This is a genomic window from Aurantiacibacter sediminis (assembly GCF_016019885.1).
Classification (GTDB): domain Bacteria; phylum Pseudomonadota; class Alphaproteobacteria; order Sphingomonadales; family Sphingomonadaceae; genus Alteraurantiacibacter; species Alteraurantiacibacter sediminis.
Window position 1 is genome coordinate 160,156 of sequence record NZ_JAEANY010000001.1, and the last position, 20,873, is coordinate 181,028.

Here is a 20,873-nt window from a genome sequence, read left to right on the forward strand (position 1 = left end):
CCCCTCGTGCGAATCAGCACGCAAGGCGTGAAAACAAGGTCTAGTGGGTAGCCCCGCAGCCGTGACCACAACCCCTTGTGAATCGGCAGCGGGTGAGACGCAAGAGGGTTAAAGGCGATTTACCGTCAATTTGTGTCGCGAATTAGCGGTGTGTTATGCTCACAAAGCACCGCGACGCGTGGAAAGTCCACGGCTCGCGGGTCACGCAAGGGGTAAAATCAATCTGCGGAAAAAAATCTGTGCAGTTTCACAAATGCGATTCAAAATGAGCGATCCGTGAATCAATCGAATCCGGGCGTGAAATTTTCGTTCGATTTGTCCACCGCAGTTGGCGCGACTCTGGACGCTGTGCGCGAAGCCGCTAAGCATTGCGCAACCATTTTCAGTCAGGAGCCAGCCTTGTCATGATCGCCTTTCTGAAAGCCATACCGTTTGGCGCATTGCTCGCCGTGATAATTGCCTTGTTCATGGGATCAGGCGGCGCGACGGGCGGCATGCTGAACATTTTCCAGGTCGATGTGAACTTTCCCGAATATGGAATTAATTTCGATTTCTACTGGAGCTGGATGCTGTTCCTTGGCGGAACGTTCCTCGCCTTTGTTTTCATACTCATGATGGACGATTGAGGGCTTCTCAGTCTTCGCAAGAGCTAGGACGTCCGCTATCAAAGCGGACATCCACAGCCTCGCGGTCCTCATTGAGGCAAAATGCGCGGCGTCCACTCCGCGGATATTCCCCGAGATTGTCAAAACGCAGTTCGTAAGGCGTGTTTTCGCGGAGATATTCCGGCGGAACGCTTTGCATGAAGCCCGTGGGCACCTCGCCGTAGCGAATATCGGCAATCGTTTTGCATTTTGGCGCTTCATCTGTGCTTTCGATCGGCACAAATATCTCCCAGACGATACGTTCGTTCTGGTGCATGCTGACACGCGTCGCGCAGACAGGCTCCGGATTTGAGCCGATGAAACGCCCGAGATTGGTGAAGGTGAACTGCGGCTGCGATGTCCCTGCTTCGATTCTCGCGCTGCGATCCCAACTGCAGCCCGCGAGTGGTAAGCACATTAGGATGAGGAAGAAAACGAAGCGCATATGTCGGGTCTTCTCCTCGCTCCGGTAAACGATCACGGCACCAGCACCGTGTCTTCGACCACCTCCGCCGTCTCCGGATAATCGAGCGTATAGTGCAGCCCGCGGCTTTCGTGGCGTTTGAGGGCGCTCTTCACGATCAGGTCGGCGCATTGGTGGAGGTTGCGCAACTCGATGAGGTCGGTCGTCACGCGGAAGTGGCCGTAATAGTCGCGGATTTCCTCGCCCAGCAGATCGATCCGGTTGCCCGCGCGTTCGAGCCGCTTGGTGGTGCGCACAATGCCGACATAGTTCCACATCATGCGGCGGATCTCGGTCCAGTTCTGCTTGATGACGACTTCTTCGTCGGAATCGGTGACGCGGCTTTCATCCCACTCGCGGATGGCTGGCGGCGCGTCGAACCCGTCCCAATTTGCCAAGATATGCTTGCCCGCCGCCTCCCCGAACACGAAGCATTCGAGGAGGGAGTTGGACGCGAGGCGATTGGCGCCGTGCAGGCCGCTTTCGGTGACTTCGCCCGCGGCATAGAGGCCGGGCAGATCGGTGCGACCGTTGAGGTCAATCACCACCCCGCCGCAGGTGTAATGTTGCGCGGGTACGACCGGGATCGGGCCCTTTGTCATGTCGATCCCCAGCCCCATTAGCTTTTCATGGATGGTCGGGAAATGATGCGTCACGAAATCGGCGGGCATGTGGCTGATGTCGAGATGCACGTAATCGAGGCCGTAGCGCTTGATCTGGTCGTCGATCGCGCGGGCAACCACATCGCGCGGGGCAAGCTCCATCCGCTCGGCGTCGTAATCCTCCATGAAGCGGTGGCCGGTTTCGGGATGGAACAGCCGCCCGCCCTCGCCGCGCACCGCCTCTGTAATGAGGAAATTCTTGACCTCCAGATTGTAGAGACAAGTCGGGTGGAACTGCATCATTTCCATGTTGGAAACGCGCGCGCCTGCGCGCCAGGCCATCGCAATCCCGTCTCCCGTCGCTCCGCGCGGAGCGGTCGAAAACTGGTAGACGCGGCCTGCGCCGCCCGCTGCAAGGATCGTCGCCCTGGCTGTGTAAGTCTCCACCTTGCCGGTCGTCACATCGAGCGCATAGGCGCCCCACACGCGGCCCGATCCTGAGTATTTCTCGGCATTGCGCCCGGTGATAAGATCGACGCAGGTGCGATCCGGGAGCAGGGTGATGTTGGGATGCTCTTCCGCCGCCTTGAGCAATGCCGCTTGAACTGCCCAGCCGGTCGCATCGTCGACATGGACGATGCGGCGATGCGAATGCCCGCCCTCGCGCGTCAGGTGCAGATCGCCGCTCTCGCGATTGAACGGCACGCCCAGCTCGCACAGGCGATCGATCGCAGCAGGCGCCCCCTCGATGACGAATTCGACAGTCTCGCGATCATTCAGCCCCGCGCCCGCGACCATGGTATCGCAAATGTGATCTTCAAAAGTGTCGCCCGCATCGAGCACTGCCGCAATGCCGCCCTGCGCCCAAGCGGTGGAACCGCTGCGCAGCGTACCTTTGGCGAGGACCAGGACTTTGCATTTCTCCGCCAGCGTCAGCGCAGCCGTAAGCCCCGCCGCGCCCGAACCGATGATAAGGACGTCGTGTTGATCAGCAATCGTCATCAGGGAACCATCGTCGTAAAAAGATAAGTGGCGAAGATCACGAGACAGACAGTCCCGTGCAGGACGGTTACGCGCCCGCGACTCATCCCGACAGCGGCGACAAACAGCGTCAACGCAAGAAGCGTCATGTCGCGCGGGCTGACACCGAGAGTCAGCGGCAGGTCAAATAGGATTGAGACGAAAGCGACTGCCGGGATTGTCAGCCCTACCGCAGCAAGTGCCGATCCAACGGAGAGATTGATGCCGGATTGCAGATCGTCTCGCTGCGCGGCGCGAACGGCTGCAAGCCCTTCCGGTGCAAGGACCATTCCAGCGATTAGGATAGGCATAAGCGCAAGCGGCAAGCTGGCCGCAATCAGCGCACCTTCAATTGTCGGCGATAGCCCCTTGGCCAGCAAAATGACCGCGCCGAGAGAAACCAGCAACATGGCCAACGCGCTCCACGCGAGACGGGCGGTCGGCTCGTCTACAGAGGTTTTCTCAGCTGCCGGGGTCGCCGGAAGGAAATAGGCGACGTGTCGCACGGTCTGGACAAGCACGAACGTCAGATAAAGGACAAGCGACACAATGCCGACAAATATAAGCTGCGAAGGCGAATAAGACGCCTCTGAGCCGTTTGCCGTAAAGTTCGGCAGAATGAGGACGAGGACAGCCAATGCGGCAAGGGTGCTTATTCCAGCCATAGCCCCTTCCCTCGTAAAGTGCTGCTCGCGAAACTTGATACCGCCCACAAGGAAACAAGCGCCAAGCATCCCTGCCATGATGATCATTATGGCAGCGACCAGCGTGTCGCGCGCCAGTGTTTCGGCATTCGCGACCTGCGAAATCATCAAAGAGACAATCAACGAGACTTCGATGACGGTAACCGCCACGGCAAGAACAAGCGTGCCAAAAGGTTCTCCGACCTTGTGTGCGATCACCTCCGCGTGATGGACTGCGGCGAGGACCGCCCCGATTAGGATACCGCCCAAGAGCGGCGTCCAGAATCCGCCCAGTTTGGGAAGGCCCAAAGCACCCGCAAGCAATCCAGCAATCGGAAAAAGTATTGTCCACCACGGCAAACCTATCTTGATTTTACCCGAAGCGGCTTCCTCAGCCTGAGCGGTCATAGCCATCACTTCACTCCTCGCTTGTCAGCTGGACAAACACATCCTCCAGATCCGCCTCGCGCGTTGTCACATCCTCGATCGCGTAGCCATGCTCCTGCACCTTGGCGAGGACTTGCCCGGCGGTCGTTTCGGATTTGTCATAGGTGACTTCGAGGACGCGGTCCTCCACCACCTCAGCCTTGATGAAAGCTTCTTCCATGATCGGGCCGCCAAGGTCCTTGTCCACCTGCACGCGGACAATCTTTTCGCCCATCATTCCGATCAGCTCGCGCGTCGGCTTGTTGGCGATCAGCTCGCCATGATTGATGATGGCGACGCGCTCGCATAACTCTTCGGCCTCTTCGAGATAATGTGTGGTGAGCACCACGGTCACACCCTCTGCATTTAGCTCGCCGACCAGGTCCCACAGCTGTTTGCGCAGTTCCACATCGACGCCAGCGGTGGGTTCATCGAGCACGAGGATGGGCGGCGAATGCACCATGGCCTTGGCAATCAGCAGCCGCCGCTTCATCCCGCCCGACAGCGTGCGGGCATAGGCATCGCGCTTGTCTTCCAGCCGCACGGCTTTGAGCAATTCTTCCGAACGACGCAGCGCCTTGGCCACGCCATACATGCCGCTCTGGTTTTCCAAGACTTCATAGGGCGTGAAGAACGGATCAAAGACGATTTCCTGCGGCACGATGCCGATGTTGAGCTTTGCATTGCGGTGGTCCCGATCAATGTCGTGACCCCAGATTTTCACGCTGCCGCCAGTCTTGTTCACCAGCCCGGCCATGATGTTGATCAGCGTCGACTTACCCGCGCCATTGGGGCCAAGCAGGCCGAAGACCTGCCCTTCCGGCACATCGAAGCTGACGCCTTTCAGCGCTTCTTTCGGGCCGGATTTTTTCGTCCCGGCATAAACCTTTTTCAGGTCGCGGATTTCGATTGCGGCGGATGGCTGATCGTTTGACATTGCCGCGCTCTTTGGGGCTTTTCCGCAGCGGCGTAAAGCGATAGAGGCTGAGGCCATGAGCAACTCTTCGATCCCTGCCCCTGAAACCACCCTTGTCGATTCCGCCCGCGTCTGGTGCGATGGCGCCGGCGATATTCGCGGCGGCGAGAACTATCTGCCCGCCAGCCTTGGCCATCCGCGCGTGTGGATGCAGATCGATGAAAAGGGCTATGTCGATTGCGGCTATTGCGATCGGCGTTTCGTGCTGAAAGGCGGCCCGGCCGATGATGGCAATGTGCCCGACGTGTCCGCCACCGGCGCAGATGCCAAAACCGCGCGCAAGAACCCGGCATATTGAGCTCTTCGGCAATCCTGCTTGGCGCCGCCCTGGCCTCGGCTTCGCAACCATCCTGTAATCTGATCAACGTTATACTTGATCCGCAAGCGCAGGCATACGAGCGGATCTCGATCGTTGTTCGCCCCGAAAGGCATGTAAGCGTGGCGCTGGACGGCGTGGCGGCAATCCCGTTTGGCGCAGACACCTGTAATCTCGATCTTGGCCCGACCGAAGACGAGATGAGCGTCCATTGCTCCCATCATATGCAAAGCTTCGATCAAGCGGCGGAGGAATTCGCGAGGCTGCACAGCTATTTTCAGGCCTGTTTGCCCAGGCCGTTGGAATTGAGCGATGAGGGCAACACACGGGGCGGCCCACAGGTCTGGAGTGCGGACAGCTGGTTTGAAGCGGAAGACGGCGAAATCACAGGGGGTTGGCGTGTACAGATCGAGCATTACGATCTGTCGGGAACCCCGAGGCCTAACCAGCGGGTGACGCTGGAAATCACGCGGCATTAGCGCGCAGGCCGGAACCCGAGGGCCGGCTGACAGCTTCTATTCAGTGAAACTGTGTTACATCCGCGCTCCTAGGAGAAATGCCATGACCAAGCTATTTGCAACCGCAGCCGCTGGCGTCGCCCTTGCCATCTCGGCTCCGGCACTGGCGCAAGACCGCGACGAACGCATGCAGCAGCGCTCCGACGAAGCTTTTGCCGAATTGGTTGAAGACCGCGAGCGCTCCGGCGAAGCACAGACCTGCATCAGCATTTTCAATTCCAATCGCCTGCAAGTGGTGGAGCATGTCGGCCTCGCCTATCGCAGGGGCGATACGCTGTGGGTTGCCCGCACAACCGAACCCGATGCCATTGGGCCGTGGGATGTTCCCATTATCGAGCGGTATGGCAGCCAGCTTTGCCGCAACGATGTGACGCGCCTGATCGATCGTTCGAGCGGTGTTTTTTCCGGCGTGGTATTCTTTGAAGATTGGGTGCCTTACACCGAAGTGGATAGCGCAGAAGGCTGAGCCACGGCGCGCGTCCGATGGCACTCGCACAGAGGCGTTGGGCCGCGAACCTGCTTTATTTCTGGTTTCACGAGCTTTCGCCTGCCGATTGGTGGGGCGGATCGCAAGAGGTGGATCGGGAATGTGAAAAGCGCTTCCGGCCAGAGCTGGAGGCGCTTTCGTCTTTGCGGCCTGAAAACTTCGTAGCCGATCCGCAAGTGGCGCTTGCCGCGGTGCTGCTATTCGACCAGATGCCGCGCAACATCTATCGCGGCACGGCCAGGGCGTTCGCTTTCGATCCTCTGGCCCGCGATATAACGCATTACGCGCTCGACTTCGGCTGTGACCTCCTATTGCCGCCGCGCCGCGCACAATTCCTCGCCATGCCCCTGATGCATAGTGAGGACATTGCGGACCAATTGCGCTCGCTGGAGGCTTTCCGGCGGATCAGGGATGGGAGCAATCTCAGCTTTGCGCGGAGCCACTACCGCATGATTGCGCGCTTCGGGCGTTTCCCGCATCGCAACGATATTTTAGAGCGGAAAACCACACCTGCGGAACAGCGCGCTATCGATGCAGGGTTTAGCTGGTAGCTCAGCCTTTCGGCTTCACCAGTTTTTCCGGGCGCATGCGTTTCGCTTCTTCGAAGAGGCCGTATGTCTTGTTCACATAGTTCGACACATCGGTGATCGAATTGACGTAGCTTTCCAGCTCTTCGGTCATTTCCTGCTCGACCAGCCGAACGCGTGCCGAGGGATTTTCCGTTTCGAAGGAGACGTAGAACCAAGGCTCACCTCGCTTCAGCACGAGCGGTTTGGAAATGTCATACCACTCGAATGCCCATGCGAGCGGGCGCGGCCAGATATGGATGGGAAAACGTCCACCCATCTGCACTCCCGGGCGCGGGGTGGGAAACCAATGCAGATAAGGAGCGGTCTGGACCACATAGCAGGGCTGGTCCGCCACGAAGACGTAAGGCGCGGTGAACTGTACGATGGGCCGATTTGGATCGCGCCATTCATTGGGCGGCTGGACGATAAACAGGTTCGCGCGCCCTTGCGGGCGCATTCCCGATTTCTCGCCATCGGCATCGTTGAGCTGGATCTGCCCCTGTGCATTCTTCTCGAATTTCAGAGTGAGGTCGACCGGGCAGGGAATTACGAAATGGCGGCGATCGAAGTCGATGGCAGCGGGGCAGGCCTGGATGCTTTTGGCAGAAGCGGCCTTGGGATCGGAGCGGCTGAATGTCTTAGGCGGCGCCCAGATGGCATCACCATTGCCCGGCCAGCGCACTGTCCAGCCGACGGTCACCGTGCGCGGTTTGCCACGTGCCTCTGCCTCATCCGCACCGGCATCCTCGGCAAAGTAATCATCCCAACTCATGCATTCCCCTCAGGTCGTTTCGGCATAAAACTCGCATAGGTCGCTCACCGGGCATTCCCCGCATTTGGGGCTGCGCGATAGGCAGATGCGCTTGCCGAACTGGATGAGCCAGAAGTGCCCATCGCGCAAGGCCCACTCCGGCGTTCTGTCTTCCAGCTGCTCCGCGGTCTTCTCGGCGGTTTTCGCATCGGTCAGCCCGATGCGGTTGCACACCCGGTGGACATGCGTGTCGACCGCGATCACGTCCTCATCGAAGACAAAGCTCATCACGATATCGGCGCATTTCCGGCCAATGCCCGGCAGGCCGAGCAGTCCCTCCCGTGTGCGCGGCACGACACCATCGTGGTCGGCAAGCAGCGCGGTGCAGAACTTGCGGATGTTGCGCGCCTTGTTGTTGTAGAGCCCACACGGCTTGATCGCTGCGGCGACCTCCTCATCGCTCAGCGCGAGCATCTGCTGCGGCGTGCGCGCAAGGGCGAACAGCGCCTTGCTGGCCTTCGCCGTATTACTGTCCAGCGACTGGGCAGAGAGCATGCACGAAATGCAGCTGCGGAACGGATCGGGTTGCCCCTTGGGCCCTTTAGCGTCCTTTGTCCGCCCGGGCATGGCCTTGGCCAGGCGGCGATAGACCTCTTCAACTTGCTGCGTCGAAATCACGCGGGTAGCGGATCGTCGACTTTTTCCAGCGTCGGATAGTCGGTGTAGCCCTCCGCGCCGCCGCCATAGAAAGTGTCCTCATCGGGATCGTTATATGGGCCGCCCTGGGCAATACGCTCAGGCAAATCGGGGTTGGCGAGAAACAGGCGACCGAACGTAATGCCATCGGCGCGGTCATCGCTGATCCACTGTGCGGCCTCATCCGGTTCAAAATTGCCGTTGGCGATGAAGAACCCGTCGAATGCTTCACGCATGGACTTCATAATGCGATCGCTCTTCTCACCCTCTTCGCCGCCTGTGTGCGAATTGGGGCGGATGACATGCAGATAGGCCAGCCCGCGTCCGGAAAGTATTTTCGCCGCCTCGGGATAGGTTTCTTCAGGCTTCGCGTCGGAAGTACCGCCCGGCCCGCCCATCGGCGAGAGACGCACACCCACCCGCTCCGGCGAAAGCTCGTCGCAGACTGCGGCGACAACCTCTTCCATCAGGCGGAGGCGGTTTTGAAGCGACCCGCCATAGTCGTCATCGCGGTGATTGGTTTCGGAGCGGATGAACTGATCGATTAGATAATTGTTGGCGCAGTGCACTTCGACACCATCAAACCCCGCCTTTGCCGCGCAGCGGGCAGCATGGCGGTAATCTTCGATCAGTCCGGGAATTTCATCGGTACGCAGCGCGCGTGCTTGCTCGAAGGAAACTTGCGGGCCATCTTGATGATGATCACCAACAAAAGCCTTACCTTCCGGGGTCCATGCACTTGCCGACACAGGCTGTCCGCCATCGGGCTGGAAAACCGGATGCGAGATCGCACCGACATGCCACAGCTGGCAGAAAATCCGCCCCCCGGCGTTGTGCACAGCATCGGTTACCAGCTTCCAGCTTTCGACCTGTTCGTCAGTGTAGATGCCCGGTGTCCAGGCATAGCCCTGCCCCTGCTGGCTGATCTGGGTGGCTTCCGAAACGATCACGCCCGCACTGGCGCGCTGCGCGTAATAGAGCGCGTGCAGCGCGGTTTGGGTGTTGTCGTCCGCTTCGGACCGGCTGCGCGTCAGCGGTGCCATGAAAATCCGGTTATCGGTGGTGAGCGCGCCGACATGGCCCGGCTTGAAAAGCGCGGAAAGGCTTCGATCGGATGGCATAACGGTGTCGGGCATTGGCGGGCTCCATAGGCAAAGCGATAAAAACCGATTTGCTTTGCGAACGGCGCACGGGCCGCGACGGTTCCCCTGAACCGCGCTCAGCGCGTTGGAATGAGCGCCGAGCCGGTTTCGCAATCGCCAAGGATCGGACAAGCTTCGCAATGCGCGTTTCGCGGCCTGCAATGGACCTGACCAAGGCGTTTCACCAGCAGGTGATGCTCATCGATATCCTCCGCGCTCCACTCCTGCGGCAAGAGCGGCATCAGCGCATCGTAGGCGCGCGCGGTGTCCGCCTTGGGCGGGATAAGCCCGGTGCGCTGCATCACCCGGCGATGGTGCCCGTCGATTACCAGCGCACGGCGGCAAAAGATACTGGTGTTCATGACGCCTGCAGCAATCTTGCGACCCACGCCGGGCAGGTCCTCCAGCCATTGCATGGCCACATCATCGGGCAGGTTAGAGAGGTGGCGCAAATCCACTGCCCCGCGTTCATCACGGATCTTGCGAAAGCTGGCGCGCAGCCGCTCTGCCGCGACCGAAGGGAAAGTCTGGCCCTGCAACAGCTCTTCCAGCTCACCGAGATCGGCATCGGCCACCGCATCCCAGCTGCCATAGCGCGCCTTGATCGCATCGGTGGAGGCGTTTGAAATCGCGGTCTTGCTCTGCGCGCCGATTACCCCCTGCACCAGCACCCACACCGGATCGCGGCGCTTGTCATCGGGACGAATGATCCGCCCGAACGCCCGGATCAGCGTCGCCTGAATGCGCTCCAGCGTATCAGTGCGCGGATCGGGGCCGAAGGGGAGTTGCATGAAGTCGAAATGCCGACGCTGGAGTGTATCATTCCCACTCGATCGTGCCGGGCGGCTTGCTCGTATAGTCGTAGACCACGCGGTTGATGCCCTGCACTTCGTTCACGATGCGGGTCGCACACTGCGTTAGGAAGCTCGCATCGAAGGGGTACACGTCGGCGGTCATGCCGTCGGTGCTGGTTACGGCGCGAAGGCCGCAGACACTGTCATAGGTGCGGTGGTCGCCCATCACGCCGACCGTGCGGACGGGGAGCAGGACTGCGAAGGCCTGCCAGATTGCGTCATACAATCCGGCATTGCGGATTTCCTCGAGATAGATCGCGTCCGCCTTGCGCAGGATATCGCAGCGTTCTTTCGTGACTTCGCCCGGAATGCGGATCGCGAGGCCGGGGCCGGGGAACGGGTGGCGGCCGACGAATATGTCCGGCAGGCCGAGCTCGCGGCCGAGTTCGCGTACTTCGTCCTTGAACAGTTCGCGCAAGGGCTCGACCAGTTTCATATTCATGCGTTCGGGCAGGCCGCCGACATTGTGGTGGCTCTTGATGGTCACCGAAGGTCCACCGGTGAAGCTGACGCTTTCGATCACGTCGGGATAGAGCGTGCCTTGCGCGAGGAAATCGGCGCCGCCGATCTTTTTCGCCTCTTCCTCGAACACATTGATGAATTCGCCACCGATGAATTTGCGCTTCCTTTCGGGATCGGTCTCGCCTGCGAGGCCTTTCATGAAGCGTTCTTCCGCATCCACCACGACGAGCGGTATATTGTAATGATCGCGGAACATGGTTTCGACCTGTTCGCGCTCATTCAAACGCAACAGACCGTGATCGACGAAGACGCAAGTCAGCTGGTCGCCGATGGCCTCGTGGATCAGGATTGCCGCGACGGAAGAATCGACCCCGCCCGACAGGCCGCAGATCACGCGCCCGTCGCCCACCTGCTCGCGGATTTCGGCGACTTTGGTCTCGCGATAGGCAGCCATGGTCCAGTCGCCGGCGAGGCCGCATACCTTGTGCACGAAATTGGCTAGCAGCTTGCCGCCATCGGGCGTGTGAACGACTTCAGGGTGGAACTGCGTGCCGTAATATTTACGGGCTTCATCGGCGATCACCGCGAAAGGTGCGCCATCGCTGGTGGCGACGATTTCGAAGCCGGGCGCAAATTTGGTGACCTTGTCGCCGTGGCTCATCCAGACCTGATGTCGCTCGCCTTCCTGCCAGAGTCCGTCGAACAGCGCGCAGTCCTTCGTCACCGTCAAGAAAGCCCGGCCGAATTCGCCGCCCTCGCCCGTCTCATGCCCGGGGCGAACTTCGCCGCCCAATTGGTGGCTCATCACCTGCTGGCCGTAGCAAATGCCAAGGATCGGGAGGCCGCTATCGAACAGCACTTGCGGCGCGCGCGGAGAGCCATCGTCAGGCACGCTGGCGGGCGATCCGGAAAGGATAATCCCCTTGGGCTTCATCCGATGAAACGCCTCTTCGGCCATGCTGAAGGGCGCGATTTCGGAATAGACGCCTGCCTCGCGCACGCGGCGTGCAATCAGCTGGGTAACCTGGCTGCCGAAATCGACGATAAGGATGGAATCAGGGAGATGGTCGTGCTGCATTGCGGCGGGTTAAGGCGCGCCGCGCCGACTGGCAAGCGTGCAGGCCCGGCGAGGTGCCGCATTATTCCTGCTGTGAAGAAATGTGATCCCCTGTCGCCGGCGCGTTGTCGCTCGCACCGTCGGCGCTGGTAGCAGTGCCGGTTTCAATGAAAATGCCGAAGACGGCGATGACTGTGCCGGTAACATTCGTCTGGCACATGCCGCGCGACACGACGCGTTTCTCTTCGCCATCGTCGCAAATAATCCGGGCGCTGAATTCATAATCATCGCCGCGCGCCAGCGCCCTATCGACCGATCGCTGCACCATTTCGCGATCCGATGGGTGGTAATAGGAAATGGCCGCATCCATGGCCGGTGCGCCTTTGGCCGGATCGCGCCGATGAATGTCGAACACCCGTTTCGACCAGAAGATCTCACGCGTTTGCAGGTCGATCGACCACGTTCCTATGCCTCCAAGACGCTCGGCAGCGAGCAGCGTGGTCTTGGTCCGCTCACAAGACCGGCGGAGATTGGCAAGCTCGGACGGCAAACGCCCCAGCGCGATAAGCACGATGATCGCGAGGACACTGAGTGTCACGCCAAGGATTAGAATGAAGACGCCACTTTCCATAACAGTCCTCATGGAAAAGCTGCGGCAACCGCCGATAGCGGCCGCCATTGCGATAATTAAAGAGGCATAGCGCACAAACGTAGAATTTTCATCCTGCTTGTCACAGGAGCACAAACAGCCGCCCGAACAGGATATTGCAAAACATGCAACACATGTCGCTTATTTCGCATTTGAACAATATTGTTGCGCGGCCTATTTGGCGGTCATCAGACGCGCCAAGGGTAAGCGGCGCGTCGGACCAGAACCCCGATCCGGAAGGCCTCTCTCCCCCCTTCCCGTTTTCCGGATCGAAGCGAGAATGGCCATTCCCATCCACTTGGGGTGGCCATTCTTGCTTTGGGGGCATTCAAAAAGCGAAAGTTTCGCGGGTCAGATCCGCTCGAGCAGGGCATCCATCGCGGCACGCTGGTCTGATGTCGCAAATTCGCGAATGCCGCGAATGATAGTGCGCGCCTCGGCATTGCGGCCATTGGCGACCAGCGCATTGGCATAGTGCCAGCGGATCTGCAGATTGCCCGGCGCCCCTTCGATCGCAGCGGAGAGATGCTCCAGACCAGCAGCGGCCTGACCGTTCTCCAGCAAGACCCAGCCCAAGGTATCGCGCACACGCGGATCGCGCGGAGCGAGCGCATGGGCGGCACGGGCGCGCTGCAGTGCCTCAGCATTGCGGCCCGCCTCTAGCGCTGCCAGCGCGCCATTGTTCATGATGACAGCGATCCGCTCCCCGCCATCTTCGATCAGCGAGGAATAGAGCCGATCCGCCTCTTCATCATTCCCGGCATTGAGCGCCCTTTGCGCTGCCGACGCGCGATCGGCGAAATCATCGGGGAGGTCGCCGGGCGCAAGACGCGCTGCAAAGCGATCCTCCTCGCCGCGTTCCTGCACCAAAGTCGATGCCAGCGCCAAAAGCTGCGGCGTGGCTGTCGCGCTATCTGCCAGCGGAACCGCTATGGCCCAAGCCTCCTCCATCTCGCCTTCTTCCATCAAAGCGCTGGCGAGCAGCGTGCTGGCATGCTGGTGCCCCGGCATCTGGCCGAGAAAATCCTGCAAATGTGCGATTGCCAGCGAGGGGAAGCCGCGCAGATAGGCAATTTCGCCCATCAGCAGGCGGCCCTGCGGAATTGCGCCAATCTCTGCCTCGGCGCTCTGGATGATGTCGTTCGCATCGTCGAGATCGCCCTGCGCAAATGCCAAGCGTGCCTGCAGCAGCAGAGCGAGAGGATGGCTTGGCGAAATGTCCAGGATCGCTTGCAAATGCGCATCGGCAGCATCGAAATCGCCCAGATCCGCTTCCACAGCAGCAATCGCAAAGCGCGCGCGCATGCTGGAGGGATGCTCTGTTGCGGCGCGCTCGTAAAACTCCTGCGCGGCGCCGTAATCGCTGCGCATAAGGCGCAATTGCCCCGCCAGCAGAAGCCCTTCGAGGCTTTCTGCGTCACTGGCGAGCGCGCGATCTGCCATTTCCTTGGCAAGGGCAGGCTGGCGCTGGGAAAGCGCCATCGCTCCGCGCAGGGCGAGCAAGCGTGCATCATCGGGATGCGCTTCAGTCGCGCTATCAGCCAAGGCCAATGCTTCATCGAAGCGGTCCGATTGGCCGAGCGCCTGTATTGCCACCCAGTGTGCCAGCGCCGTGTCGCCCGCCGTTTCTGCCAGCTCAAGCGCGGCATCGAAGTCATTCTGCAACAGGGCAGCATGCGCCTGCAGCGCGGCAAGATCGGCAGGCGGATCGGCGCGCTCTTCCAGCATTGCCAAGATACGCTCTGCCGATCTGCCATCGCCCAGTTCCAGCAGAGTGCGGGCATAAAACTCGGCCGCACGCGGATCGGCATTTTCGGCATTCATCGCATTGGCAAGCGAAATGCGCGCCGTCTGGTAATCGCGCTCCTCATAGGCGGAGAGGCCAGTTTCAAGCGGATCGGCATCGTCCAGCACGCCGCAGGCCGAGACCGTTACAGCGAGCGCAGAGGCGAGGAGAAAGGAGCGGATTTTCATGGCTCGACAATAGCTTCCCGGTCTTAAAAAGCCGCTAAAAGCGGGGACGCCTCAAACAAAAGCGGCGGCAGCTCTTTCGAGCCACCGCCGCCTTTCACGTTTCGCTTTTGGTGAGCTTAGGCAGCAGCAAGCTGCTTGCGGCGACGGATGCCCCATGCACCGGCAATGCCCAGACCGAAGAGCAACAGACCCGCAGGAGCCGGAACCGGAGTGCCCGGAACGTGGGTAAGATCGAAATTGATATCGAAATGCGGGATGCTGTTGAGGTGCGGATCAAGCATGTTCAGCCATGACGAACCGCCGAAATCCATCGTCTTGTCATTCGCGCCGATGCCGAACTGGAAAACGGTATCGCCAGCGAAGGGATCGCTCGGGTTCAGCGTGTAGGTGATCCCTGCCACGGTGATCGTGCCCATGGCGCTGGTGAAATAGTCCTGAACCGAAGGATCGTAAGGACCACCGCGAGCCTTATAGTCGAAGCCGGTGCCGTCGAGCGTATCGATCAGGCCGCTGAGCGACAGGTCCAGCGTGGCGACTTCGCCCTGCGCGTTGATGGCCGTGCCGCTAAACGTGCCCGTGCCAGCGTGGGTGTCGACCGAGAAGGTGACATCGTCCTGGAAGGAGAACCGGCGATCGCAGCCGCTACGCAGCGAATTGACCCACAGGCCGTGCGAGCAGCCCGTCTGGTTCGTCGCATTGCTCACATCGTAATCGAGGACATCGGCATGGGCCGGTGTCGCGATCGTTGCCAGCGCCAATGCTGCGCTGGAAAGTGCGAGTTTGAGTTTCATATTCTTGCCCCCATTGGACGTGATTCCATTTGGCTGATGCTTGGGTGGCCGATGACGGTTTGCGAAGCCATCGCGCAAATCCGGGCGTATCAAAACGGAGCAAGTAGCCGCGAAAGTGCTTAAGACAGGTCATTTGGCGATGGGCGGTGGAAAAGACCGGGGGGTTATGCCCTGCAAAGCTTCCGAAAACGCCCCTGCGCGCCTATATAAAAGGCATGACAGATACGCCCGAAACCGGCGCGGAAACTTCCGCAGAAAATCCCAACAAACGCCATGGCGAATATAGCTCTGACAGCATCAAGGTCCTGAAGGGCCTCGATGCCGTGCGCAAACGCCCCGGCATGTATATTGGTGATACAGATGATGGCTCCGGCCTGCACCACATGGTGTTCGAGGTATCGGATAACGCCATCGACGAAGCGCTGGCCGGTCACTGCGATCTGGTGCTGATCGAACTTAATGCCGACGGCTCTGTCTCGGTCGAAGATAATGGTCGCGGCATCCCGGTGGACATCCACAAGGAAGAAGGCGTGTCCGCTGCCGAAGTCATCATGACCCAGCTGCACGCAGGCGGCAAATTCGAAAACACCTCTGACGACAACGCTTACAAAGTGTCGGGCGGCCTCCACGGCGTGGGCGTCTCGGTCGTGAATGCGCTGTCCGAATGGCTGGAGCTGCGCGTGTGGCGCAACGGCAAAGAGCACTGGATGCGTTTCGAGCATGGCGATGCGGTGAATTCGCTTGAGATCGTTGGCGATGCGCCGCCGGTCGAGAAAAACGGGGATGAGAACGGCTTGAAAAAGGGCACCCGCGTCACTTTCATGCCGAGCACGGATACGTTCAAGAACGTGACCGAATTCGATTTCGAAAAGCTGGAGCACCGCTACCGCGAGCTCGCTTTCCTCAACTCTGGCGTGCGCATCCTGCTTCGCGACAATCGCCCGGAAGAGGCGGTGGAGCACGATCTTTTCTACGAGGGCGGCATCGCTGCCTTCGTCAAATGGCTGGATCGCAACAAGCAGCCGCTCGTGCCCGAACCGATTTCGGTGTCGGCAGAGAAGGACGGCATCGGCATCGATGTCGCGCTGGAATGGAATGATTCCTATTACGAGAACGTCCTCACCTTCACCAACAACATCCCGCAGCGCGATGGCGGCACGCACCTTGCGGCCTTCCGCGCCGCGCTCACGCGCACGCTGAACAATTACGCGTCGAGTTCGGGCCTTCTGAAAGGCGGCAAGATTTCGCTGTCTGGCGAGGACATGCGCGAGGGGCTGACAGCGATCGTGTCGGTGAAGCTGCCCGACCCGAAGTTCTCCAGCCAGACGAAAGACAAGCTGGTCTCCTCCGAGGTTCGCTCTCCACTGGAAAGCCTGATTGGCGAGAAGATGAGCGAGTGGCTGGAAGAGAATCCCAACGATGCGAAGACCATCGTCCAGAAGATCATCGATGCCGCCGCCGCGCGTGAAGCTGCCCGCAAGGCGCGCGAAATGAGCCGCAAGGGTGCGATGTCCGTCGCCTCGCTGCCGGGTAAGCTTTCCGATTGCCGCGAGCGCGATCCGGCCAAATCCGAAATCTTCCTGGTCGAGGGCGATTCGGCAGGCGGCTCCGCCAAATCTGGCCGCGATTCCAAATATCAGGCGATCCTGCCGCTGAAGGGCAAGATCCTCAACGTGGAGCGCGCGCGTTTCGACCGGATCATTTCGTCCAAGGAAGTCGGCACGCTGATCCAAGCCATGGGAACGGGCCTGCGCGATGAGTTCAACCTTGAAAAGCTGCGCTATCACAAAATCGTGATCATGACCGACGCCGACGTCGACGGTGCGCATATCCGCACGCTGCTGTTGACCTTCTTCCACCGGCAGATGCCCGAAATCATCAAGGCCGGACACCTCTTCATCGCACAGCCGCCGCTGTTCAAAGTCGGCAAAGGCAAGAGCGAAGTTTACCTGAAAGATCAGCCAGCGCTCGATCGCTATCTGGTGCAGGCCGGCTTGCAAGACCGTGTTCTGGAAACGGCAGGCGGCGCGCGCTCTGGCGCCGATCTGGCCGATCTGGTCGAGCAAGCGCTGCTCCTGAAGAACCTTCTGGCCTTTGCGCCGCGCAAATACGATTCCGCCGTGATCGAGGCGATGGCCATGTCCGGCGCGCTCGAGACGGACCTCAGCACCGACACGCGCAATGCGCGCCTCGCCGATGCTGCAGCCCAGATGCAGCTCTCCGATCCCGAAGCCGACTGGTCGGCCAAGCTCAACGATGCAGGCGATGTGCGGTTTGACCGCGTGTGGCGCGGCGTCACCGACGTGCATCTGGTCGAAGCAAAGTTTCTCGACAGTGCCGAGGCGCGCAAGCTTCATCGCCGCGGCGTGGAACAGGCGGAAACCTACTCCTCACCAGCGCGGCTCGTAAAAATCGGCTCCGGCGATGCGCAGCCAGTCGACGCGGACGCTGATGAGACCGATGCAGAGGCTCCTGCCTTCGATCCGCAGACTGCCATCCTGCGCCCGACTCAATTGCTCGAAGCGGTGCTGGCCGCAGGTCGCAAGGGACTCTCGGTCAGCCGCTACAAGGGTCTGGGCGAGATGAATGCCGAACAGCTGTGGGAGACCACGCTCGATCCCGACAATCGTGAGCTGTTGCAGGTAAAAGTCGAAGACGCCGATGTTACCGATGAGATCTTCACCCGCCTGATGGGCGATGTCGTCGAACCGCGCCGCGAATTCATTCAGGACAACGCGCTGAACGTGGCGAACCTCGATGTGTAAGCGGAGCGCTCGGTGAATACAGCAGGCAGTCGCGAGAACCTCGAAACAGGCGGCTACCTGCTGTTCCTTCTGCTGGTGACCGCAGGCTTCCTGTTCGTTTCCTGGCCTTTCGCTTCCCCGCTGCTTTTCGCGACGCTGGCTGCGATCATGTTCCAGCCCATGTATCAGTGGTTCCTGAAAAAGATGGGCGGCGGCGCAAACCGTGCAGCGATCGCGACGCTGCTGGTCATCACCTTTGCGGTGATCCTGCCTGCGCTTTTCATCGGCAGTGTGGTCGTGGAGCAGGCGACCGCAGTGGTTCTCGCCTTTCAGCGCGGAGAGATTGATCTCATCGGCTGGTTCAATGCGGTTCAGGCCGCGTTGCCGGAGGTCGTGCGCGAAAATTTGGACGGCGAGGGACTGGGCACAGCCGAACTGGTCCAGCAGCGCGTGCAGGAATTGGCGCTCGAGTCATCAGGCCTGATCGCGCGGGAAGCGCTCGCCATCACCGGCAGCGCCGTCGGCTTTGTGCTCTCCTTCGGCGTTGGCCTCTATGTCGTCTATTTCCTGCTGCGCGATGGCAAGGAAATCGGCGAGCGTGTTCTCGCCCACCTGCCCCTCGCCAGCAATGTTGCCGAGCGTCTGGCGCATCGTTTTCTTTCCATTGTGCGTGCGACGATCAAAGGGTCGGTCGTGGTGGGGCTGGTGCAGGGCCTGCTCGGCTCAATCACCTATTGGATTGCGGGAATGCCTTCGGTCGTGCTGCTCGGCCTGCTGACCGCGCTCTTCTCGCTCGTGCCCGCTATCGGCCCCGCCATCGTCTGGGTGCCTGTGGCCGCATATTTACTGGCGATGGGCGATATCTGGCAGGGCGTAGTCGTGCTGATTTCAGGTGTCGCGATCATCGGGATGGTCGACAATGTATTGCGCCCAATTCTTGTAGGCCGCGATACGGGCATTCCCGACTGGATGATCCTGATCACGACGCTGGGCGGCATTGCGGCGATGGGCATTGCCGGGATCGTGGTGGGCCCGATGGCCGCTGGCCTGTTTCTCGCCGGATGGGGCATTTTGCTCGAAATGCGCACAGAGGAAGCCTATCGCGCTGGTGGGGCACCTGAGGCCACTTCGTAGATTGGGGCTTGCACCTTTACAGGTGCGATCCCGATATAGCGCCCATGAATTACGGCGTTCGAAAAGGCAGTCAGGAAGAACAGGTCGGCAGACTGGTGCTTACTGGAGTTTTGGTGATCGCCCTGCCGGCGCTGCCATTCGGCAATTACCTGCTTTTCCCCTTCACCATCCTGACCACTTGGTTTCATGAAATGGGCCACGGTCTGACGGCGATGCTGCTCGGCCTCGATTTCGAGAGATTGGTGCTCCTGCCGAATGGATCGGGCTATGCCGAAAGCACATCGAGCGGTCCGCTCTCCGCCCCATCGCGAGCCCTGATTGCGGCTGGAGGCCCGATCGGCCCGAGCGTCTTTGGCGCAGGCCTAATCATAGCCAGCAGTCGGCGCGAGTGGTGGAAGCCCGCTTTGCTGGGCCTTGCGGCAATCATCGCGCTATCCGTCGTGATCTGGGTGCGCAGCCTGACGGGGCTCATTGTCCTGCCATTGCTCGCGGCTGGCCTGATCTGGATCGCTCTTAAGGGCAAAGCGTGGGCACAGCGCTTCACGCTCCAATTCCTCGGCGTGCTGGCCGCGCTCAGCATGTTTCGCGATTGGGATTATCTGTTTTCCGAAGGCGGATTGATCGGCGGGCGCGCCATGCCGTCCGACACTGCGATCATGGAGCAGGCGCTGTTCCTGCCGCACTGGCTTTGGGCTGGCCTGATCATCGCCATTTCAGGCGCGCTGATTGGTTTCAGCCTGAAATACGCGCTCAATCGGCAGGGCTGAACGCTTCATCCTCATCGCCATCAGGCAAAGTAAGGTTTTCCGCATCGGGCCCTTCGCCGCCTTGTGAGGCTGCTTCCAGCTCTTCGCGCGCATCTTCAATCGCCTCTTCGGTCAGTTCGGGTGCTTCCTGCTGGCCGGAAAAGCGCGCGCTTTGCTGGCACAATTCGACTTCGAGCGGAAAATGATCCGACCCGACATCCGGGCCGACATCGAAGCGGATCACACCGAAATCATCGGTGTGAAAAACATGGTCAAGCGGCCACCGCATCAGCGGATTTCGGGCATTGAAAGTGGCGTGGAAACCGCGACCGATGCGCGGATCGACCACTTGTCCGATGCGCTGAAACGTCTCGGTCACGCGCGACCATCCGACATCGTTGAAATCGCCGATCACGATCGTCGGGCGACCGGATTCGCGCACAAGATCGGCGAGCAGGACAAGCTCGGCATCACGCTGCCCGCTATCTTGCCCGGGCTTGGGCGGACGCGGATGGACCGCAAACAGCGTTGGCAAGCTGCCATCCTCCCGGCGAAGGCGTGTGCGGATCGACGGGGTGCCGCCTCCCGCCAGCTGGTTGCGCTCCGCATCCACCAACTCAAACCGAGACCACAGCGCCATGCCATAGGTATTGTCGAGCGGGATTTTCACCGAATGCGGATAGCGTTCATCAAGCGCTTCGGAGAGCGCGTCGGTCCACGCCTGGTCGTTCTCCATGGCGAGGAAAATGTCCGGATCAGCGCTAAGCACATAGTCGATGGTGCGCTGGTAATCGGTATTGCTCTGCAGGACATTGAGCGCAACCATCGACAGCGCGTTTACTGGTTCGCACTGCTCGGCATCGACGGCCTGCTTGGAGGCAAGCGGGCTGTAGGGGAATATCTGATAAACCTGAAACGCCATTGCGAGCACGCCGAGGCCGCTCCAGATCACCAGCCGCTTCGCGCGCAACACGAACAGCGTGGCGAGCGCCAACACCAGCAGCACCACAATCTGTAGGCGCGGGAAATCGAAGCTGCGAATCCACCATTTGTCCGCTGCAACAAACGCGACGATCGTCGCGATTACGCCGACTATAATCAGCAGGCGAGCAAAGCGGGCGATCCATACTTTCATCACGGCTGCTCATCACACAGCCCATGGCGAAAGT

The 20,873-nt window shown here is 60.2% G+C and carries 21 protein-coding genes; 8 read left to right on the plus strand and 13 right to left on the minus strand.

The genetic code is table 11. The features are described from left to right. The first annotated feature begins 404 nt into the window (after positions 1–404). Positions 405–626, plus strand: a complete 222-nt coding sequence (locus I5L03_RS00890) for a hypothetical protein (RefSeq protein ID WP_199803173.1) — start codon at positions 405–407, stop codon at positions 624–626. A gap of 7 nt (positions 627–633) precedes the next feature. Here the strand turns inward: I5L03_RS00890 and I5L03_RS00895 are convergent, their stop codons facing one another. From I5L03_RS00895 to I5L03_RS00910, 4 genes are read right to left on the minus strand one after another with little or no spacing between them, the layout of a single operon-like run. Further along, positions 634–1,089 (minus strand): putative periplasmic lipoprotein, encoded by a 456-nt coding sequence (locus I5L03_RS00895; RefSeq protein WP_197919828.1) that lies wholly within the window; start codon positions 1,087–1,089, stop codon positions 634–636. Between the two features lie 32 nt (positions 1,090–1,121). Further along, the gene (gene nadB / locus I5L03_RS00900) at positions 1,122–2,711 is read right to left on the minus strand and encodes an L-aspartate oxidase (protein ID WP_197919829.1); all 1,590 of its coding nucleotides are present in this window, start codon (positions 2,709–2,711) and stop codon (positions 1,122–1,124) included. After that, on the minus strand, positions 2,711–3,826 hold the full coding sequence (locus I5L03_RS00905; RefSeq protein WP_197919830.1) for a calcium:proton antiporter: 1,116 nt from the start codon (positions 3,824–3,826) through the stop codon (positions 2,711–2,713). The genes nadB and I5L03_RS00905 overlap by 1 nt, the downstream gene beginning before the upstream one ends. 4 nt (positions 3,827–3,830) lie before the next feature. Further along, a complete protein-coding gene (locus I5L03_RS00910) occupies positions 3,831–4,775 on the minus strand; it encodes an ABC transporter ATP-binding protein (RefSeq protein WP_197919831.1) in 945 nt (314 codons plus the stop codon). A 55-nt stretch (positions 4,776–4,830) separates the two neighbouring features. Here I5L03_RS00910 and I5L03_RS00915 point away from each other — a divergent pair, with 55 nt between their 5' ends. From I5L03_RS00915 to I5L03_RS00930, 4 genes are all read left to right on the plus strand, one after another. Continuing rightward, the gene (locus I5L03_RS00915) at positions 4,831–5,112 is read left to right on the plus strand and encodes a zinc-finger domain-containing protein (RefSeq protein ID WP_197919832.1); all 282 of its coding nucleotides are present in this window, start codon (positions 4,831–4,833) and stop codon (positions 5,110–5,112) included. 140 nt (positions 5,113–5,252) lie between these two features. Further along, entirely contained in the window at positions 5,253–5,609 is a 357-nt protein-coding gene (locus I5L03_RS00920; RefSeq protein ID WP_197919833.1) for a hypothetical protein, read from the plus strand. An 82-nt stretch (positions 5,610–5,691) separates the two neighbouring features. After that, on the plus strand, positions 5,692–6,114 hold the full coding sequence (locus I5L03_RS00925) for a hypothetical protein (RefSeq protein ID WP_197919834.1): 423 nt from the start codon (positions 5,692–5,694) through the stop codon (positions 6,112–6,114). A gap of 17 nt (positions 6,115–6,131) precedes the next feature. After that, the gene (locus I5L03_RS00930; RefSeq protein WP_197919835.1) at positions 6,132–6,686 is read left to right on the plus strand and encodes a DUF924 family protein; all 555 of its coding nucleotides are present in this window, start codon (positions 6,132–6,134) and stop codon (positions 6,684–6,686) included. Position 6,687: 1 nt separating this feature from the next. Here the strand turns inward: I5L03_RS00930 and I5L03_RS00935 are convergent, their stop codons facing one another. From I5L03_RS00935 to I5L03_RS00970, 8 genes are all read right to left on the minus strand, one after another. Then, the gene (locus I5L03_RS00935; RefSeq protein WP_197919836.1) at positions 6,688–7,476 is read right to left on the minus strand and encodes a hypothetical protein; all 789 of its coding nucleotides are present in this window, start codon (positions 7,474–7,476) and stop codon (positions 6,688–6,690) included. A 9-nt stretch (positions 7,477–7,485) separates the two neighbouring features. Then, positions 7,486–8,133 carry an endonuclease III domain-containing protein gene (locus I5L03_RS00940; RefSeq protein WP_197919837.1) on the minus strand — a complete coding sequence of 216 codons (648 nt, stop codon included), beginning with the start codon at positions 8,131–8,133 and terminating at the stop codon, positions 7,486–7,488. Further along, positions 8,130–9,287: an alkene reductase gene (locus I5L03_RS00945; RefSeq protein WP_234034977.1), complete on the minus strand. Its 1,158-nt coding sequence runs from the start codon at positions 9,285–9,287 to the stop codon at positions 8,130–8,132. Before I5L03_RS00945 ends, I5L03_RS00940 begins: the two co-directional genes overlap by 4 nt. An 83-nt stretch (positions 9,288–9,370) precedes the next feature. Next, a complete protein-coding gene (locus tag I5L03_RS00950; RefSeq protein ID WP_197919838.1) occupies positions 9,371–10,084 on the minus strand; it encodes an endonuclease III domain-containing protein in 714 nt (237 codons plus the stop codon). 28 nt (positions 10,085–10,112) lie between these two features. Continuing rightward, positions 10,113–11,687, minus strand: coding sequence for a glutamine-hydrolyzing GMP synthase (gene guaA / locus I5L03_RS00955; RefSeq protein ID WP_197919839.1), 1,575 nt, complete (start codon positions 11,685–11,687; stop codon positions 10,113–10,115). Positions 11,688–11,748: 61 nt separating this feature from the next. Further along, entirely contained in the window at positions 11,749–12,309 is a 561-nt protein-coding gene (locus I5L03_RS00960; protein WP_197919840.1) for a PAS domain-containing protein, read from the minus strand. A 357-nt stretch (positions 12,310–12,666) separates the two neighbouring features. Then, positions 12,667–14,289: a tetratricopeptide repeat protein gene (locus I5L03_RS00965; protein WP_197919841.1), complete on the minus strand. Its 1,623-nt coding sequence runs from the start codon at positions 14,287–14,289 to the stop codon at positions 12,667–12,669. A 116-nt stretch (positions 14,290–14,405) separates the two neighbouring features. Next, positions 14,406–15,080 carry a PEP-CTERM sorting domain-containing protein gene (locus I5L03_RS00970; RefSeq protein WP_197919842.1) on the minus strand — a complete coding sequence of 225 codons (675 nt, stop codon included), beginning with the start codon at positions 15,078–15,080 and terminating at the stop codon, positions 14,406–14,408. A 215-nt stretch (positions 15,081–15,295) separates the two neighbouring features. On the opposite strand from I5L03_RS00970, the gene gyrB reads away from it, so the two are divergent. The 3 genes from gyrB to I5L03_RS00985 are packed head-to-tail and all read left to right on the plus strand — an operon-like array spanning position 15,296 to position 19,725. Further along, positions 15,296–17,845, plus strand: a complete 2,550-nt coding sequence (gyrB, locus tag I5L03_RS00975) for a DNA topoisomerase (ATP-hydrolyzing) subunit B (RefSeq protein WP_197919843.1) — start codon at positions 15,296–15,298, stop codon at positions 17,843–17,845. A gap of 12 nt (positions 17,846–17,857) precedes the next feature. Next, complete coding sequence (locus I5L03_RS00980; protein WP_197919844.1) at positions 17,858–18,958, plus strand: AI-2E family transporter; 1,101 nt, start codon at positions 17,858–17,860, stop codon at positions 18,956–18,958. A gap of 44 nt (positions 18,959–19,002) precedes the next feature. Continuing rightward, positions 19,003–19,725 carry a M50 family metallopeptidase gene (locus tag I5L03_RS00985; RefSeq protein WP_197919845.1) on the plus strand — a complete coding sequence of 241 codons (723 nt, stop codon included), beginning with the start codon at positions 19,003–19,005 and terminating at the stop codon, positions 19,723–19,725. On the opposite strand, the gene I5L03_RS00990 is transcribed toward I5L03_RS00985, so the two are convergent. Further along, on the minus strand, positions 19,709–20,839 hold the full coding sequence (locus I5L03_RS00990; RefSeq protein WP_234035040.1) for an endonuclease/exonuclease/phosphatase family protein: 1,131 nt from the start codon (positions 20,837–20,839) through the stop codon (positions 19,709–19,711). The two genes, I5L03_RS00985 and I5L03_RS00990, sit on opposite strands and share 17 nt — an antisense overlap. Positions 20,840–20,873 lie beyond the last annotated feature (34 nt).

Excerpts from the sequence above, each read along its gene's own strand:
- I5L03_RS00890 (WP_199803173.1), top strand. The coding sequence starts at position 405 with ATGATCGCCTTTCTGAAAGCCATACCGTTTGGCGCATTGCTCGCCGTG.
- I5L03_RS00895 (WP_197919828.1), bottom strand. The coding sequence starts at position 1,089 with ATGCGCTTCGTTTTCTTCCTCATCCTAATGTGCTTACCACTCGCGGGC.
- nadB (WP_197919829.1), bottom strand. The coding sequence starts at position 2,711 with ATGACGATTGCTGATCAACACGACGTCCTTATCATCGGTTCGGGCGCG.
- I5L03_RS00905 (WP_197919830.1), bottom strand. The coding sequence starts at position 3,826 with ATGGCTATGACCGCTCAGGCTGAGGAAGCCGCTTCGGGTAAAATCAAG.
- I5L03_RS00910 (WP_197919831.1), bottom strand. The coding sequence starts at position 4,775 with ATGTCAAACGATCAGCCATCCGCCGCAATCGAAATCCGCGACCTGAAA.
- I5L03_RS00915 (WP_197919832.1), top strand. The coding sequence starts at position 4,831 with ATGAGCAACTCTTCGATCCCTGCCCCTGAAACCACCCTTGTCGATTCC.
- I5L03_RS00925 (WP_197919834.1), top strand. The coding sequence starts at position 5,692 with ATGACCAAGCTATTTGCAACCGCAGCCGCTGGCGTCGCCCTTGCCATC.
- I5L03_RS00930 (WP_197919835.1), top strand. The coding sequence starts at position 6,132 with ATGGCACTCGCACAGAGGCGTTGGGCCGCGAACCTGCTTTATTTCTGG.
- I5L03_RS00935 (WP_197919836.1), bottom strand. The coding sequence starts at position 7,476 with ATGAGTTGGGATGATTACTTTGCCGAGGATGCCGGTGCGGATGAGGCA.
- I5L03_RS00945 (WP_234034977.1), bottom strand. The coding sequence starts at position 9,287 with ATGCCCGACACCGTTATGCCATCCGATCGAAGCCTTTCCGCGCTTTTC.
- I5L03_RS00950 (WP_197919838.1), bottom strand. The coding sequence starts at position 10,084 with ATGCAACTCCCCTTCGGCCCCGATCCGCGCACTGATACGCTGGAGCGC.
- guaA (WP_197919839.1), bottom strand. The coding sequence starts at position 11,687 with ATGCAGCACGACCATCTCCCTGATTCCATCCTTATCGTCGATTTCGGC.
- I5L03_RS00960 (WP_197919840.1), bottom strand. The coding sequence starts at position 12,309 with ATGAGGACTGTTATGGAAAGTGGCGTCTTCATTCTAATCCTTGGCGTG.
- I5L03_RS00965 (WP_197919841.1), bottom strand. The coding sequence starts at position 14,289 with ATGAAAATCCGCTCCTTTCTCCTCGCCTCTGCGCTCGCTGTAACGGTC.
- I5L03_RS00970 (WP_197919842.1), bottom strand. The coding sequence starts at position 15,080 with ATGAAACTCAAACTCGCACTTTCCAGCGCAGCATTGGCGCTGGCAACG.
- gyrB (WP_197919843.1), top strand. The coding sequence starts at position 15,296 with ATGACAGATACGCCCGAAACCGGCGCGGAAACTTCCGCAGAAAATCCC.
- I5L03_RS00985 (WP_197919845.1), top strand. The coding sequence starts at position 19,003 with ATGAATTACGGCGTTCGAAAAGGCAGTCAGGAAGAACAGGTCGGCAGA.
- I5L03_RS00990 (WP_234035040.1), bottom strand. The coding sequence starts at position 20,839 with ATGAAAGTATGGATCGCCCGCTTTGCTCGCCTGCTGATTATAGTCGGC.